This is a genomic window from Saccharopolyspora sp. NPDC047091, assembly GCF_040643635.1.
Lineage (GTDB): Bacteria > Actinomycetota > Actinomycetes > Mycobacteriales > Pseudonocardiaceae > Saccharopolyspora_C.
In genome coordinates this window covers 1-15,592 of record NZ_JBEYUS010000043.1, presented here as the reverse complement: position 1 = coordinate 15,592, position 15,592 = coordinate 1, and the positions used below count along the sequence as shown (strand labels likewise).

At 73.7% G+C, this 15,592-nt stretch carries 13 protein-coding genes; 6 read left to right on the top strand and 7 right to left on the bottom strand.

Annotation, left to right across the window (positions count from 1 at the left end; translation table 11 throughout):
- Window positions 1-8: 8 nt before the first annotated feature.
- The 6 genes from hsaD to ABZ805_RS18750 form a co-directional block, all read right to left on the bottom strand.
- Window positions 9-887, bottom strand: coding sequence for a 4,5:9,10-diseco-3-hydroxy-5,9,17-trioxoandrosta-1(10),2-diene-4-oate hydrolase (hsaD, locus tag ABZ805_RS18775; protein WP_358441633.1), 879 nt, complete (start codon window positions 885-887; stop codon window positions 9-11).
- An 11-nt stretch (window positions 888-898) separates the two neighbouring features.
- On the bottom strand, window positions 899-2,077 hold the full coding sequence (hsaA, locus tag ABZ805_RS18770; protein WP_358441630.1) for a 3-hydroxy-9,10-secoandrosta-1,3,5(10)-triene-9,17-dione monooxygenase oxygenase subunit: 1,179 nt from the start codon (window positions 2,075-2,077) through the stop codon (window positions 899-901).
- Between the two features lie 111 nt (window positions 2,078-2,188).
- Entirely contained in the window at window positions 2,189-3,280 is a 1,092-nt protein-coding gene (dmpG, locus tag ABZ805_RS18765) for a 4-hydroxy-2-oxovalerate aldolase (RefSeq protein WP_358441628.1), read from the bottom strand.
- A complete protein-coding gene (locus ABZ805_RS18760; RefSeq protein WP_358441625.1) occupies window positions 3,277-4,188 on the bottom strand; it encodes an acetaldehyde dehydrogenase (acetylating) in 912 nt (303 codons plus the stop codon). The genes dmpG and ABZ805_RS18760 overlap by 4 nt, the downstream gene beginning before the upstream one ends.
- Window positions 4,189-4,207: 19 nt before the next feature.
- Complete coding sequence (locus ABZ805_RS18755) at window positions 4,208-5,002, bottom strand: 2-keto-4-pentenoate hydratase (protein ID WP_358441622.1); 795 nt, start codon at window positions 5,000-5,002, stop codon at window positions 4,208-4,210.
- Window positions 4,989-6,587 carry an FAD-binding protein gene (locus tag ABZ805_RS18750; RefSeq protein WP_358441619.1) on the bottom strand — a complete coding sequence of 533 codons (1,599 nt, stop codon included), beginning with the start codon at window positions 6,585-6,587 and terminating at the stop codon, window positions 4,989-4,991. Before ABZ805_RS18750 ends, ABZ805_RS18755 begins: the two co-directional genes overlap by 14 nt.
- A gap of 128 nt (window positions 6,588-6,715) precedes the next feature.
- Between ABZ805_RS18750 and kstD the strand changes: the two genes are divergently transcribed.
- The 5 genes from kstD to ABZ805_RS18725 are packed head-to-tail and all read left to right on the top strand — an operon-like array spanning window position 6,716 to window position 11,749.
- On the top strand, window positions 6,716-8,431 hold the full coding sequence (kstD, locus tag ABZ805_RS18745; RefSeq protein WP_358441616.1) for a 3-oxosteroid 1-dehydrogenase: 1,716 nt from the start codon (window positions 6,716-6,718) through the stop codon (window positions 8,429-8,431).
- Complete coding sequence (locus tag ABZ805_RS18740) at window positions 8,428-9,567, top strand: Rieske 2Fe-2S domain-containing protein (protein ID WP_358441613.1); 1,140 nt, start codon at window positions 8,428-8,430, stop codon at window positions 9,565-9,567. Before kstD ends, ABZ805_RS18740 begins: the two co-directional genes overlap by 4 nt.
- 41 nt (window positions 9,568-9,608) lie before the next feature.
- The gene (locus ABZ805_RS18735) at window positions 9,609-9,872 is read left to right on the top strand and encodes a hypothetical protein (protein WP_358441726.1); all 264 of its coding nucleotides are present in this window, start codon (window positions 9,609-9,611) and stop codon (window positions 9,870-9,872) included.
- The gene (locus ABZ805_RS18730) at window positions 9,869-10,876 is read left to right on the top strand and encodes a ferredoxin--NADP reductase (RefSeq protein WP_358441610.1); all 1,008 of its coding nucleotides are present in this window, start codon (window positions 9,869-9,871) and stop codon (window positions 10,874-10,876) included. The genes ABZ805_RS18735 and ABZ805_RS18730 overlap by 4 nt, the downstream gene beginning before the upstream one ends.
- A gap of 9 nt (window positions 10,877-10,885) precedes the next feature.
- Window positions 10,886-11,749 carry a MaoC/PaaZ C-terminal domain-containing protein gene (locus ABZ805_RS18725; protein WP_358441603.1) on the top strand — a complete coding sequence of 288 codons (864 nt, stop codon included), beginning with the start codon at window positions 10,886-10,888 and terminating at the stop codon, window positions 11,747-11,749.
- Window positions 11,750-11,836: 87 nt separating this feature from the next.
- On the opposite strand, the gene ABZ805_RS18720 is transcribed toward ABZ805_RS18725, so the two are convergent.
- Window positions 11,837-12,898 carry a glycoside hydrolase family 76 protein gene (locus ABZ805_RS18720; protein ID WP_358441600.1) on the bottom strand — a complete coding sequence of 354 codons (1,062 nt, stop codon included), beginning with the start codon at window positions 12,896-12,898 and terminating at the stop codon, window positions 11,837-11,839.
- A gap of 408 nt (window positions 12,899-13,306) precedes the next feature.
- Between ABZ805_RS18720 and helR the strand changes: the two genes are divergently transcribed.
- Window positions 13,307-15,517, top strand: coding sequence for an RNA polymerase recycling motor ATPase HelR (gene helR / locus ABZ805_RS18715; RefSeq protein WP_358441598.1), 2,211 nt, complete (start codon window positions 13,307-13,309; stop codon window positions 15,515-15,517).
- The last annotated feature ends 75 nt before the right edge of the window (window positions 15,518-15,592 follow it).

Sequence of the window (15,592 nt, the reverse complement as noted above, 5' to 3'; positions counted from 1 at the left end):
CTCGATCGTCAGTTCAGCAAGAAGTCCAGGGCGAGCCGGTTGAACTCGGCGCACTTCTCCAGCTGCGCCCAGTGCCCGCAGCCGCCGAAGACGTGCAGCTGCGCGCGCGGGATCAGCTTGAGCGCGAGCAGCGCCCCGTCCAGCGGGTTCACCCGGTCCTCGCGGCCCCACACCAGCAGCACGCGCTGCCGCAGCCGGTAGGCCTCCCGCCACAGCAGGCCCTGCTCGAAGGTCTCGGCGCGGCGGAACGACTCGCCCATCGCGCGCATCGCGGCCAGCGACTCCGGGGTGGAGGCGGCCGCGTAGCGCTGCTCGACCAGTTCGTCGGTGATCAGCGACTGGTCGTGCACCATGGTGCGCAGGAACGCCGCGAGCTTCTCCCTGCTCGGCCCGGGCGGGGCGCCGAACTCGGAGAGCCGCCGCACGCCTTCGGTGGGGTCGGCGGCGAACAGGTTCAGGCTCAGCCCGCCCGGCCCCATCAGCACCAGCCGCCCGGCCCGGTCCGGGTGCTCCAGCGCGAAGCGGACCGCGGTGCCGCCGCCGAGCGAGTTCCCCAGCAGGTGCGCGCGTTCCAGCCCGAGCACGTCGAACAGCTCGTGCAGGGCGGTGGCGCTGTGGGTGAAGTACTGGCCGTGCTCGGTGGGCTTGCCGGAGCGGCCGAAGCCGGGCTGGTCCACGGCGATGGTGCGGAAGTGCCGGGCGAGCGCGGGGACGTTGCGGTGGAAGTTGCTCCAGGCGGAGGCGCCGGGGCCGCCGCCGTGCAGCAGCACCACGGTGTCGGCGTGCTCGGCGCCCGCCTCGTGGTAGTGCAACCGCAGCCCGGACGGGAGTTCGGCGGTGCGGCCGGTGGAGTGCTCGTCGAGCTCGGTTTCCGCTGCGGTGCCCACGGTTTCTCCCCTCACACCATCGAATCCTTGATCGGCAGGCCGAATTCGCCGGTGCCGAACATCGTGTAGGCGCGTTCCGGGTCGTTGGCGGCGTGCACCCGCCCGGCGTGCGCGTCGCGCCAGAACCGCTGGATGGGGGTGCCGGTGGCCAGCGCCCGCCCGCCGGAGTTCTCGAAGAGCCGGTCCACGGCCTCGATGCAGCGGGTGGTGGCGCGGACCTGGTCGCGGCGGGCGCGCAGCCGCAGCGGCATCGGCACCGGCTCGCCCGCGGCGACGAGGTCGTACTCCTCGGCGATGTTGCCGCTGAGCTGCAGCCAGGCGGCGTCGATCTCGCTGGCGGCCTCGGCGATGCGGACCTTCGCGAACGGGTCCTCCTTGGCCTTCTCCCCCGCGTAGGCGGCCCGGACCCGCGCGCCCTGGTGCTCGACGTGCGCGTCGTAGGCGCCCTGGGCCATGCCGATGATGGGCGCGGTGATGGTGGTGGGGTGCACGGTGCCCCACGGCAGCCGGTACAGCGGGCCGGTGTTGATCACGTGGCCGGGGCAGTCGACCTCGGACATGGCCAGGAAGCTCAGCGCGCGGTGCGCGGGCACGAACACGTCGTCCACGACGACGTCGTTGCTGCCGCTGCCGCGCAGGCCGACGGTGTCCCACACGTCGTCGATGCGGTAGTCGCCCAGCGGCACCAGGTAGGTGCAGAAGTCGACCGCCTTGCCGGTCGCGTCGCAGGCGGGCCCGCCGACGAAGGCCCAGCGGGCGTGGTCGCAGCCGGAGGAGAAGCTCCACCGCCCGGACAGCCGGTAGCCGCCGTCGACGACGGTCGCCTTCCCCATCGGCGCGTAGGAGGACGACACCAGGGTGCCGGGGTCGTCGGCCCACACCTCGTCCTGCGCCTGCTGCGGGAACAGCGCGAGGTGCCAGGGGTGCACGCCGAGGATGGAGGCGACCCAGCCGGTGGAGCCGCAGGCGCTGCCGAGCAGCCGGACGGCGCGGTAGAAGTCGACCGGGTGGGCTTCGACGCCGTCGTAGCGGGCGGGTTGCAGCAGCCGGAAGAACCCGGACCGCTGGAGTTCCTCGATGGTCTCGTCGGGGATGCGGCGGGCGTCCTCGGCCTTCTGCGCGCGTTCCCGCAGCCCCGGGAGCAGCCCGCGCACTTCGTCGACGATCCGCCGCCCGTCCTGCTCGCTCATCGCGCGCTCCCGTCCCCGTGCCCGCGGGCACGTCGTGGAACCTGTTCCGCCGTGGCTCGGTTCGCGGTGGCGGATTCCCGTTCCGGACGGTCCGCGCGCCGCCCGCCGATACTAGAACATGTTCTCATTCGTGTCGAGGATCCGAGCGCCGTCCACATCGGACCGCGCCGCTTCCGCCCGCAGTTCCAGGGCCAGCGCGATCAGCTGGTCCTCCTGCCCGCCGACGAGCTTGCGCTCCCCCGCCCGCACCAGCAGCGCCGCCGCGTCCACCCCGTAGCGCTCGGCCTGCACCTCGGCGTGGCGCAGGAAGCTGGAGTACACCCCGGCGTAGCCCATCATCAGCGCCGAGCGGTCCAGCAGGCATTCCTGCGGCATCGCCGGTCGCACCACGTCCTCGGCGGCGTCGGCGATCGCGAAGAAGTCCACGCCGGTGCGGATGCCGAGCTTGTCGCACACCCCGGTGAACGCCTCCACCGGCGTGTTCCCCGCCCCCGCGCCGAACCGGCGGGCGCTGCCGTCGATCTGCACCGCGCCCGCCCGCGCGGCGGCCACCGAGTTCGCCACCGCCACGCCCAGGTTCTCGTGCCCGTGGAACCCGACCTGCGCGTCCGCGCCGACCTCGGCGGCGATGGCCGCGACCCGGTCGGCGACCTGCTCCAGCACCAGGGCGCCCGCGGAATCCACCACGTACACGCACTGGCAGCCCGCGTCGACCATGATGCGGGCCTGCGCGGCCAGTTCCTCCGGCGGCCGGGAGTGCGCCATCATCAGGAATCCGACGGTCTCCAGGCCGCGTTCCCTGGCCAGCCGGAAGTGCTGCACCGACACGTCGGCCTCGGTGCAGTGCGTGGCGATCCGGCACACCTGGGCGCCGCCGTCCTGGGCGGCGGCGATGTCGTCGAGCACGCCGACGCCGGGCAGCACCAGGAACGCGATCTTCGCGCGGCGGGCGGTGCGGGCGGCGAGCGCGATCAGCTCCTGCTCGGGCGTGGCGGAGAAGCCGTAGGTGAACGAGGAACCGCCGAGCCCGTCGCCGTGGCTCACCTCGATCACCGGCACGCCGGCGCCGTCGAGCGCGATGACGATCGCGCGCACCTCCTCGGCGGTGAACCGGTGCCGCTTGTGGTGCGAACCGTCGCGCAGCGAGGTGTCGGTGATGCGCACGTCCAGCGAGTCGGAGAACGTCCTGGGCAGCCGGGTCACGAGATCCGCTCCTCCGCGTCGGCCGGGCGGCCCGCGCGGACGAGCTGCTCGCCCACCCGCACCGCCGCGGCGGTCATGATGTCCAGATTCCCCGCGTACGGCGGGAGGAAGTCGCCCGCGCCTTCGACCTCGACGAACACCCCGACCCGCAGGTCGTCGCCGAGCAGGTCGAACTGCGGGTCGCCCAGCAGCCGGTAGCCGGGCACGTACTCGGCGATCTCGGCGACCATCCGGCGCAGCGAGCCGCCGATCGCGTCCTGGTCGGCATCCGGTGGCACCGCGCAGAACACGGTGTCCCGCATGATCATCGGCGGGTCGGCGGGGTTGAGCACGATGATGGCCTTGCCGCGCTCGGCGCCGCCGATGCGCTCGATGCCGCGGGCGGTGGTGCGGGTGAACTCGTCGATGTTCGCCCGCGTCCCGGGGCCCGCCGACACCGACGCGACCGAGGCCACGATCTCGGCGTAGCGCACCGGGGCGGTCCGGGAGACGGCGTGCACCAGCGGGATCGTGGCCTGCCCGCCGCAGGTGATCAGGTTCAGGTCGGGTGCCGCGAGGTGCTCGCCGAGGTTCACCGGCGGCACCACCGCCGGTCCCACCGCGGCCGGGGTGAGGTCGACGGCGCGGATCCCGGCCGCGGCGTAGCGGGGCGCGTGGGCTCGGTGCACCGCGGCCGAGGTCGCCTCGAACACCACGTCGGGCAGTTCCTCCTGCGCCAGCAGCCAGTCCACCCCGCCCGCGCCGGCGGCCACCCCGAGGTCGCGGGCGCGGCGCAACCCGGCGCTGCCCGGGTCCACACCCGCCATCCAGCGCGGCTCCAGCAGCGGGGACCGGTGCAGCTTGTGCAGCAGGTCGGTGCCGATGTTGCCGGATCCCACGATCGCCGCGGTCGCCTTGCCGGTACTCATCATCGAGCTCCTCGAAGCGTCATCGGAACGTCACCGACGCGGCGCCGAGGCACCGCCCGCCGGTGCTGAACTCAGCGGTGAACGCCCGTCCCGCGGCCACGTCCACGGCCCGGGTGCAGGACCCGGGCAGCACCACGTGCCCGGCGCGCAGCCGCACCCCGAACCCGGCGACCTTGCGCGCCAGCCACGCCACGGCCCGCACCGGATCGCCGAGCACCGCGTCCGACCGCCCCTCCGCGATGCGCTCCCCGTCCCGCGCCAGCACCGCGTCGATGGCGCGCGGATCGACCGAGTCCGGCGGAATCCGCTGCTCCCCCAGCACGAATCCGGCGGAGGAGGCGTTGTCGGCGATGGTGTCGGCGAGCCGGATCCGCCAGTCCGCGATGCGGCTGTCGATCAGCTCGATCGCGGGCACCAGCGCCGCGGTCCCGGCCAGCACGTCGCGTTCGGTGCAGCCGTGGCCGGGCAGGTCGGCGCCGAGCAGGAACCCGACCTCCACCTCCACCCGCGGGAAGCAGAAGCGGTCCGCCGCGACCGGCACGCCCGGGTCGAGGCGCATGTCGGCGAGCAGGTGGCCGTAGTCGGGTTCGTCCACGCCCATCATCGCCTGCATCACCGGGGAGGACAGGCCCACCTTGTGCCCCACCACCGAGGTGCCGGGCAGCCGCCGCCGGATGTTGCCGAGCTGGATCTCGTAGGCGTCGTCGGCGGTCAGCAGCGGGTGCGAGTCGGTCAGCGGCGGGATCGGGGCCCGGTCCCGCTCGGCCCGCCGCAGCCGGGCCGCCAGGTCGTCGCGCTGGTCATCCGTGAGCACGGTCCCCTCCTCCGCCGAGCACCCGTCGTCCCGCGCGCCGCCCGGAGAACACGCAGTCGGCCAGCGAGAGCCCGCTGATGTACGAGTTCGAGCACAGCCCCACCGCGGTGCGGCCCGCCGCGTGCAGCCCGGGCACCGGCCGGCGCCGCTCGTCGAGGACCGCACCGGTGTCCTCGTCGACGAGCAGGCCGCCGAGGGTGAGCATCGGGCACGGGTAGGCGGCGCTGGGCCGGATCGACAGATCGAGCAGCGTGTACGGCGGGGTGCGCAGCGGCCGCACGAACTCGGCGGGTTTGCCCACCGGGTCCGCACCGGGCGCGGCGATGTCGTGGGCGCGGGCGGTGGCGGCGAGCCCGGCCGGGTCGATCCCGGCGCGCGCGGCGACCTCGGCGATCGTCGGCGCGGTCACCGAGCGGCGGTGCAGCAGGTGCAACGCCTGCAGCAGCTGGAACCACACGGCCTGGCGGGGCAGCGACCGGATCGCGCGCCGCCGGGTCTCGGCGTCGATGAGCAGCCAGCCGCGCCCGTCGTGGTGCCGGACCAGCGCGTCGCCGAGCGCCGCGCCGTAGCGGGATTCGTCGCAGACCCGCCGTCCGCGCTCGTCGACGAGGACGCCGTGCAGGAACTCGCTAGGCGGGGTGATGAACCGCCACACCGAGACGTTGCCGAGCTTGCCGGTGGCACCGCCCGCGGACCGGCCGAGCCGGATGCCGCTGCCGTCGTCGGCGCGGGTGCCCAGCGGCAGTCCGCCGCGGTGGCGCGGGGCGTGCTCGCGCAGCGCTTCCCGGTCGGCGATGAACCCGCCCGCGGCGAGCACCACGCCGCTGCGGGCGCGCACCCGCAGCGGGGCGGCGTGGCGGCGTTCGACCCGCTCGGCGATCGCGTGCAGCCGCCGGGCCGCGGCGGGCAGGTAGATACCGGGCTTCGCGGCCAGCCGCGCGCTGAGGCGGTGCCGGGCCCGCGCGGGACCGGGCGCGTCGCGCAGGGTGGCGCACTCGACACCGCGCACCCCGCCCTCGTCGCTGATCAGCCCGGTGACGCGGGTCTGGTCGAGGATCCGGACCCCGGCGGCGCGCACCGCCGCGGCCAGCGCGGCGTGCAGCACCTTCCCGGAGGTGCCGCGTCCGAGCGGCCGGTGCCCGCGCGGTGCGGGCCGGGCGAGGTCGCGGAACCCGCCCGCGGCCTCGCTGCCGGAGTAGTAGAGGTGGTGGCGGCGGCTCGGGTAGGAGGTCTTGTACGGCGCGAGGGCGTGGCCGAAGCGCACTCCCCTGGCCTCCAGCCAGTCGATCATCGCGGGCCCGTCCGCGCAGAAGCGGCGCAGCGTCGCCGGGGACACCGCGTCACCGACCTCGGCGCGCAGGTAGGCGTACACGTCCTCGACCGAGTCGGTGACGCCCGCGGCGCGCTGCGGCCGGGTGCCGCCCCCGGCGTAGACGATGCCGCCGGAGAGCCTGCTGGTGCCGCCCCCGCCGAACCGGTCCAGCACGACGACCTCGGCACCGGCCTCGGCGGCTTCGAGCGCGGCGCAGGCGCCCGCGACGCCGAACCCCACGACGACCACGTCCGCCTCGACGTCCTCACCCACGATGCCCTCCGAGTGGAACAAGTTCTGCACCGGCCCGGCGACCGCATGTCCATGTTCCCGGTCATCACCGTAGCGCCATGTCCACTAAAACTATAACCTGTTTCAGTATTGCGAGCGATGGAGGTGGCATGAGCGCACCCGTCCCGACACCCGACGACCGGTTCGACGTCGTGGTGGTAGGCAGCGGCGCGGCCGGGATGACCGCGGCGATCACCGCCGCGCGGGCCGGCCTGCGCGTGGTGCTGGTGGAGAAGGCCGCCCGCTACGGCGGCTCCACCGCGCGCTCCGGCGGCGGGCTGTGGCTGCCGGGCAACGCGGCGCTCACCCGCCGCGGCGACACCCCCGAGCAGGCCGCGGCCTACCTTGACCACATCATCGGCGACACCGCACCCGCCGAACTGCGCCGCGCGCTCCTCGACCACGGGCCCGCGATGCTCGACGAGGTCCTCGCCGCCACCCCGCTGCGGGTGCGGTGGGTGCCCGGCTACTCCGACTACTACCCCGAAGCCCCCGGCGGCCGCGCCGACGGCCGGTCCGTGGAACCGGAACCGCTCGACGGCCACCTCCTCGGCGAGGAGCTGGACCGGCTGGAACCGGACTTCACCAAGGCACCACCGAACTTCGCCGTCACCCAGGCCGACTTCCGCTGGCTCAACCTCGTCGCCCGGCACCCGCGCGGCGTGCTGCGCGCCCTGCGCGTCGGCACCCGCTACCTGCTCGCCACCCTGCTGCGCAAACGGCTGCTGGTGCGCGGGCAGGCGCTCGCCGCCGGATTGCGCGCCGGGCTCCGCGACCTCGGCGTACCGCTGTGGCTGAACACCCCGCTGCTCGACCTGCTGCACGAGGACGGCCGCGTCACCGGCGTCCTGGTGCGCCGCGACGGCGCGGAGGTCGCGCTGCGCGCCCGGCGCGGCGTGCTGCTGGCCGCGGGCGGCTTCGAGCGCGACGCCGAGATGCGCAAACGCCACCAGCGCGAACCCATCGGCGCCGACTGGACCGTCGGCGCCGCCGCCAACACCGGCGACGCGATCCGCGCCGCCCACGGCCTCGGCGCCGACGTCGACCTGATGGACGACGCCTGGTGGGGACCGTCGATCCCGCTCACCGGCGGACCGTGGTTCTGCCTCGCCGAACGCACCCTGCCCGGCTGCCTGCTGGTCAACGGCGACGGCGAGCGGTTCGTCAACGAGGCCGCGCCCTACGTCGACGCCGTGCACGCCATGTACGGACCCGGCGACGGGCCCGCCCGCAACATCCCCACCTGGCTGATCGCCGACCAGCGCTACCGGAACCGCTACGTGTTCGCCGGGCTCGGCCCGCGCCGCCCGTTCCCCCGCCGCTGGTACGACGCCGGAGTCATCCACCGCGCGGGCACCCTCGCCGAACTCGCCGCCGCCATCGACGTGCCCGCCGAGGCGCTGCGCAGCACCGTCGACCGGTTCAACGCGCACGCCCGCACCGGCGAGGACGCCGACTTCGGCCGCGGCCGCAGCGCCTACGACCGCTACTACGGCGACCCCACCAACCGGCCCAACCCGTGCCTGGCGGAGCTGACCAGCGCCCCGTTCTACGCGGTGCGCATCGTGCCCGGCGACCTCGGCACCAAGGGCGGGCTGCGCACCGACGCCCGCGCCCGCGTGCTGCGCGCCGACGGCGAACCGATCCCCGGCCTCTACGCGGCGGGCAACACCGCCGCCGCCGCGATGGGCCGCACCTACGCCGGACCGGGCGCCACCCTCGGCCCGGCCATGACCTTCGGCCACCTGGCCGCGCTGCACATGGCAGGCGCGGCACCCGAACGCGCTGCGAACCCCGGCAGGGGTGAACGGAGGAACCGGCGATGACGCCGAACGACGACATCGACGTGCGCACCATCGACGTCGGAACCCCGCCCACCCGGTTCGCCCGCGGCTGGCACTGCCTCGGGCTCGCCGAGACCTTCAAGGACGGCAGACCGCACCCCGTCCACGCCTTCGGCGGCAAGCTCGTCGTCTTCCAAGCGGGCGACGGCGCGCTGCACGTCCTCGACGCCTACTGCAGGCACATGGGCGGCGACCTCAGCCAGGGCAGCATCAAGGGCGACGCCGTCGCCTGCCCGTTCCACGACTGGCGCTGGTCCGGCGAAGGCCGCTGCGTCGGCATCCCCTACGCCAAGCGCATCCCGCTGCGCGCCCGCACCCAGGCCTGGACCTGCCTGGAGCGCAACGGGCAGCTGTTCGTCTGGCACGACCCGGAAGGCTCCGCACCCACCGACGAGGTCGCCATCCCCGAACTCCCCGAAGTCGGCGACCCGGAGTGGAGCAGCTGGACCTGGGACTCGGTGTTCATCGAAGGCTCGCACTGCCGCGAGATCGTGGACAACGTGGTGGACATGGCGCACTTCTTCTACGTGCACTTCGCCTTCCCCACCTACTTCAAGAACGTCTTCGACGGGCACGTCGCCACCCAGTACCTCAACACCAAGGGCCGGCCCGACGTCGGATCCCGCTCCAACTACGCCGGCGAGGACAACCTCGGCGTCTCCGAAGCCTCCTACTACGGGCCCTCCTACATGATCGACCGGCTGTGGAACCAGCACCGCGGCACCACCGTCGAGACCATCCTGATCAACTGCCACTACCCGGTCACCGCGAACTCCTTCGTGCTGCAGTGGGGCGTGCTGGCCAAGAAGCTGCCCGGTCTCACCGACGAGCAGGCCGACGTGATGGCCGCCAAGATCGCCAAGAGCACCAGCGTCGGATTCCTGCAGGACGTCGAGATCTGGCGCAACAAGACCCGCATCGACAACCCGCTGCTGTGCGAGGAGGACGGCCCCGTCTACCAGCTCCGCCGCTGGTACGAGCAGTTCTACACCGACGCCGCCGACCTCACCGAGGACATGACCGGCCGCTTCGAGTTCGAAGTGGACACCACCCGCGCGAACATCGCCTGGGAGCAGGAGGTCGCCGACAACCTGGCCCGCCGGGCGGACTCGCCGTGACCCCGCCGAACTGGGCCAAGGCCCCCGCCGGCGACGACGCGCTGCACGAGCGCACCGCCGCCGACCGCCGCGAACAGCTCGAAGGCGGACTGCGGCCGGTGCGCTGCGACCGGTGCGGCACCTGCGTGCTGGCCAAGAAGAACAGCCCCGCCCACACCAGCGTCCAATGGACCCGCCGCGCCGCCGAGGACTGCCCGCGGCTCGCCGAAGCCGCTCGCGGCGGCAGCACCGCGCACGTTCCCGGCTGCCCCGACCTGGCGGACAGCATCGGCGCGCGGCTGCGGCACGACCGGGAGGCACCATGATCCACCGGCTCCAGGTCGACGAGGTGATCGAGGAATCCCCGGACGCCCGCTCCCTCGTGTTCGCCGCCCCCGAGGACGACTTCTCCTACCGCCCAGGACAATTCCTCACCCTGCGGGTACCGGACGAGCACGGCGGCTCCCTCGCCCGCTGCTACTCGCTGTCCAGCTCCCCGCACACCGGCGACGCCCTGCAGGTCACCGTCAAGCGCGTCCCCGGCGGCCGCGGCTCCAACTGGCTGTGCGACCACGTCACCGCCGGATCGGTGCTGGACGTGCTACCGCCCGACGGCGGCTTCGGCCCGGCCGCGCTGGACACCGACTTCCTGCTGCTGGCAGGCGGCAGCGGCATCACCCCGATCATGTCCATCGCGCGCTCCGCGCTCGCCGCCGGAACCGGGCGCATCGCGCTGCTCTACGCCAACCGGGACGAACGCTCGGTGATCTTCGCGGGCGCGCTGCGGGAACTCGCCGCCGAGCACCCGGACCGGCTCGTGGTGCTGCACTGGCTGGAAACCGTGCAGGGACTGCCGGACGCGGCGGCGCTGCGCGCGCTGACCGCCCCCTTCGCCGACCGCGAGGCGTTCGTGTGCGGACCGGGCCCGTTCATGGACGCCGCCACCGACGCCCTCGCCGCCACGCCCGGCAAGGTGCACGTGGAACGCTTCCACTCGCTGACCGCCAACCCCTTCGAGCAGGACCCGCCGATCGCCGCCGACGACGGCGAGGGAGGATCGGCGACCGCGCACGTGGACATCGACGGCGAACGGCACCGGCTGGACTGGCCCCGGCGGCAGCGGCTGCTGGACCTGCTGCTGGACCGCGGCATCGACGCCCCGTTCTCCTGCAGGCAGGGCGCGTGCAGCGCCTGCGCCTGCCGGATCACCGGCGGGGAGGTCAGCATGGAGCGCAACGACATCCTGGAGCAGCAGGACCTCGACGAGGGGATCGTGCTGGCCTGCCAGTCGTTCCCCGTCACCGACGAGGTCCACGTCAGCTACGAGTGAAGGAGCCGCATGCCCATCGACCCGGACGTCGCGATCGGCGCCACCGTCGCCGACCAGGACGTGACCTGGACCGAATCCGACGTGCTGCTCTACCACCTGGCGCTCGGCGCCGGAGACCCGCCGACCGATCCGGGCGAACTGCGCTACGCCTACGAGCAGGACCTGCACGTACTGCCCACCTTCGCGGTGGTGGCGCCGAACCTGCGCCAGTTCGAACCACCCGCGCTGTCCTTCCCCGGCGTCGAAGTCGACCTGGCGCAGGTGCTGCACGGCTCGCAGGAGATCACCCCGCACCGCCCGCTGCCGGTCGCCGGCGGCGCCCGCGCGACCACCCGGATCGTGGACGTGCTGGACAAGGGCATGGCCGCGGTGATCGTGCAGGAGACGGTGCTCACCGACGCGGACGGGCCGCTGTGCTCCGCCCGCTCGATGATCTTCGCCCGCGGCGAGGGCGGCTTCGGCGGGCACCGCGGCTCCACCCCGCGCGTCGACCTGCCGGAGCGCGAACCGGACCTCGTGGTGGACGCGCGCACCGAACCCCGGCAGGCGCTGCTGTACCGGCTCTGCGGCGACCGCAACCCGCTGCACGCCGATCCCGCGTTCGCCGCGGCCGCCGGGTTCGCGCGCCCGATCCTGCACGGGCTGTGCACCTACGGCGTGGTGTGCAAGTCCATCGTGGACACCGCGCTCGACGGCGAGGTCGCCCGCGTCGCCTCCTTCGGCGCCCGCTTCGCCGGCGTCGTGCACCCCGGCGAGACCCTCCGCACCCGGCTCTGGACCGAACCCGGCGGCACCCTGCTCGCCACCACCACCGTCCCGGAACGGGACGACACCGTCGTCCTCGACGGCATCACCCTCACCCACCGGAGGTGAACGGCCCATTCGCCCAGTCGCCCAGTCGCCCAGTCCCACCGGGCGAATGGGCCATTCACCCGCTGCACCGTCGGGGGCGGCGCCCGCTCAGGTGCGGCCCGCGGCGTTGAGCAGGTCCAGCGCGCTGTGCTGGCAGCCGTGCCCCACGCCCGGCTCCACCCACGGACCGTTCCAGTGTGGACCGTAGGAGTCCTGCGCGTCGCGATCGCGCGCGTGGGCCGCATCCGCCTGCCGCGCCAGGTAACCGGTGTACGGGTGATCGGCCAGCTCCGCGTTCAGCACCCCCAGCCCCCGCACGTACGGCCCCTTGAACGACGCCCCGTCCCCGTCGCAGTCGTCCCCCTCGACCGGCTCGCGCAGGATCCCGTCCGGGTTCAGGTAGCCGGACCCGGTCGAGGTGTCGGCGAGCTCCCGCGCCCGCTCCAGCAGCGCCGCATCCCCGGTCGCGCGGTGCAGCTCCACCAGCCCGCCCAGCAGCACGCCCTGGTTGTACGTCCAGGTGGTGTCGCCGTTGTTCGCGCAGTCCCCGGTCAGCCCGTCGTTCACCAGCCCGTTCGCGCCGATCATGCCGCTGCCCTCGAACCACGCCCACCCGTCGCGGGCCCGCTGCAGGTAGGTGGTGTCGCCGGGAATCCTGTTGTGCAGCGCCGCGTTCAGCTCGACGTAGAGCTCGTTGGTGATCGCGTTCTTGTAGGCCTTGTCCCGGTGCCACAGCACCCCGCCACCGCACTCCGGCGTCCAGTGCGCCGCCATGTGGTCGGCGTCGGCGCGCGCCGTCGCCAGGTACCGCTCGTCGCCGGTGAGGTCGTGCGCGGCGACCCACGCCAGCCCCCACCACCCGGTGTCGTCGAGGTAGTCGTTGCGGAAGTTCCCGCCCTGGGCGTTCAGGTTCAGGTCGTAGGTGCGCGCGATGGCGTGCTCGTGCTCGCGATCCCCGCCGACCCGGATGCTCTCGATCAGCGCCGTCAGCGCGTTCGCCGAGGTCCACCAGTTCCCGGTGTCGAACAGCCCGATGTCCTCGCGGTAGCGCCCCATCAGCGCGCTCGCGGCGGCGGTGCCCGGACTGTCCGCCGCGGGGGCCGCGACGGCCGCGGCCGGGGCGCACAGCAGCAGGCAGCACAGCAGGCCGAGCACTCGGAATCCGGTCATGGCAGCCCCCTCCGCCCCGCCCGGCGTCGCGCGGGAGCGCTTCCACGATCACCGGGCCCGCGCGGCGGTGTCAACGCCGCTCACCCCGGCGGCGGCAGGCCGCTGCCGGTCCACTCCGGAGCGTGGAGGAAGCTGGACGCGAAAAAAGGGGAGCCACCGCTCCCCTTCCCCGTCCAACTTATAACGCACCGGGGTCCTTGCGGCAAGACCCCCGCCATGGCGCACAATCATCCGCCGAAGCCGAGACCTGCGAAAACGAGATGTGTCCTCGTCCACATCCGAGGTCGGCACGGGCGCGGCCGGGAATGGGAGCGCGCCCGGCAGCGGTTGCGAACGAGGGGACGAGCAGCGGATCCGACCGGTGTTCGAGCAGTGCGAGGAAGACGGTTCAGCGACTGTGAGGGGCCCGTGTCAGCACAGGGGTACGAAGAGGAATTGCGGTCCGAGCGCGACTACGTCGCCGGGCTCTACACGAGGCTCGACGCGGAGCGCGCCCGGGTGCGCGGCGAGTACCGGGCATCGCTGCGCGGTGACGGCGAGTCGCTGGTCGAGCGGGACGTGCAGGTGCGCGCGCTGGCGAGCGAGGTGCGGCGGCTCGACGTGGTGGACAACGGGCTGTGCTTCGGCAGGCTCGAAGCGGAGTCCGGCGAACGCTCCTACATCGGCCGAATCGGCCTGTTCGACGCCGACGACGACTACGAGCCGCTGCTGCTGGACTGGCGCGCCCCGGCGGCCCGCCCGTTCTACGTGGCGACCGGCGCGCACCCGGAGGGCGTGCGCACCCGCCGCCAGTTCCGCACCAACAACCGCGAGGTGCTGGGCTTCACCGACGAGCACCTGGGCGGCCCCGGCGGCGGCGAGGAGGGCGACGCCGCGCTGCTGGCGGCGGTGAACGCGCCGCGCGGCGGCGAGATGCGCGACATCGTCGCGACCATCCAGGCCGAGCAGGACGAGATCATCCGGCTGGAGCACCAGGGCGTGCTGGTGATCGAGGGCGGGCCGGGCACCGGCAAGACGGTGGTGGCGCTGCACCGCGTCGCCTACCTGCTCTACACCAAGCGGGAGCGGATGGAACGCCACGGCGTGCTAGTGGTGGGCCCGAATCCGGCGTTCCTGCACCACATCGGCCGGGTGCTGCCCTCGCTGGGCGAGACCGACGTGGTGTTCATGACGCCCGGCGACCTGGTGCCGGGCCTGCAGGTCACCGCCGAGGACGTCCCGGAGGTGGCGCGGGCCAAGGGCTCGCTGCGGATGCTCGACGTGCTGGCCGCCGCCGTCGCCGACCGCCAGCGCCTGCCCGAGGCACCGCTGCCGATCGAGCTGTCCGACGCCGCGGTGCGCATCGACGCCGACACCGCCGAGTGGGCGCGGCAGGAGGCGCGGGACACCGGGCTGCCGCACAACGAGGCGCGGGCCACCTTCATCGAGATCGTCACCTACGTGCTCACCGAACGGGCGATCACCCGCATCGGCCGGGGCTGGCTGGACAAGCAGGACGTGGCGGCCCGCGAGCAGCTGCGCCGCGACCTGCGCGCGGAACTGGCCGAGAAGCCGGAGTTCGCCGCCGCGCTCGACGAGCTGTGGCCGGTGCTCACCCCCGAGGAGCTGCTGTCCGAGCTGTACACCTCGCCGGAGCGGCTGCGCGCCGCGGGAGCCGACGCGGGCCTGCTGCGCACCGACGGTGCCGCGTGGACGGTGTCGGACGTGCCGCTGCTCGACGAGCTGGTGGACCTGCTGGGGCGGGACGAGCTCGCCGAGCAGGCCGCGAAGCAGGCCGCCGAGCGGGAGCGCAAGGCCGAGCAGGAGTACGCGGCGGGCGTCCTGGAGATCATGGAGGTGGAGCGGCACGACATGATGGACGACGAGGACCACCTGCTCGCCCAGGACCTGGTGTACGCCGAGGACCTCGCCGACCGGTTCGTGCAGCACGACACCCGCAGCCTCGCCGAGCGCGCCGCCGCCGACCGGGACTGGACCTACCGGCACGTCGTCGTCGACGAAGCGCAAGAACTGTCCGAAATGGACTGGCGGGTGCTGATGCGGCGCTGCCCGGCGCGGTCGTTCACCGTGGTCGGCGACCTCGCGCAGCGCCGCTCGGCGGCCGGGGCGAGCTCCTGGGGTTCGATGCTGGACCGGTACGTGCCGGGCCGCTGGCAGTACCGGCCGCTGTCGGTGAACTACCGCACCCCGGCGGAGATCATGGCCGTCGCGAGTTCGCTGCTCGCCGAGTTCGCCCCGGAGGTGACCGCACCGGAATCGGTCCGCTCCTGCGGCACGCCCCCGTGGTCGCGGCAGGTCACCGACGAGGAGCTACCCGCCGCCGTCGACGAGTTCGTGCGGGCGGAGGCCGAGCGCGAGGGCACCAGCGTTGTGATCGGCCCGCCGGACGTGCCGGGTGCGGTGCCCGCGTCGGAGACGAAGGGCCTGGAGTACGACGCGGTGCTGGTGGTCGACCCGGACCGCATCCTCGCCGACGGCCCGCGCGGCGCGGCCGAGCTGTACGTGGCGCTCACCCGCGCCACCCAGCGGCTCGGCGTGCTGCACCGGGAACCGCTGCCCCGGGCGCTGTCCGGGCTGGCGGAGCTCGACGGCCCGGTGCCCGCGGGTTCGACTCGGTAACCGCCGGACGGCCGCGGCCGGAGCCTTGCTCCTCTGCGGCCGTCGTGGCTTTGGCCTTCCGAGTATTTACTTCAC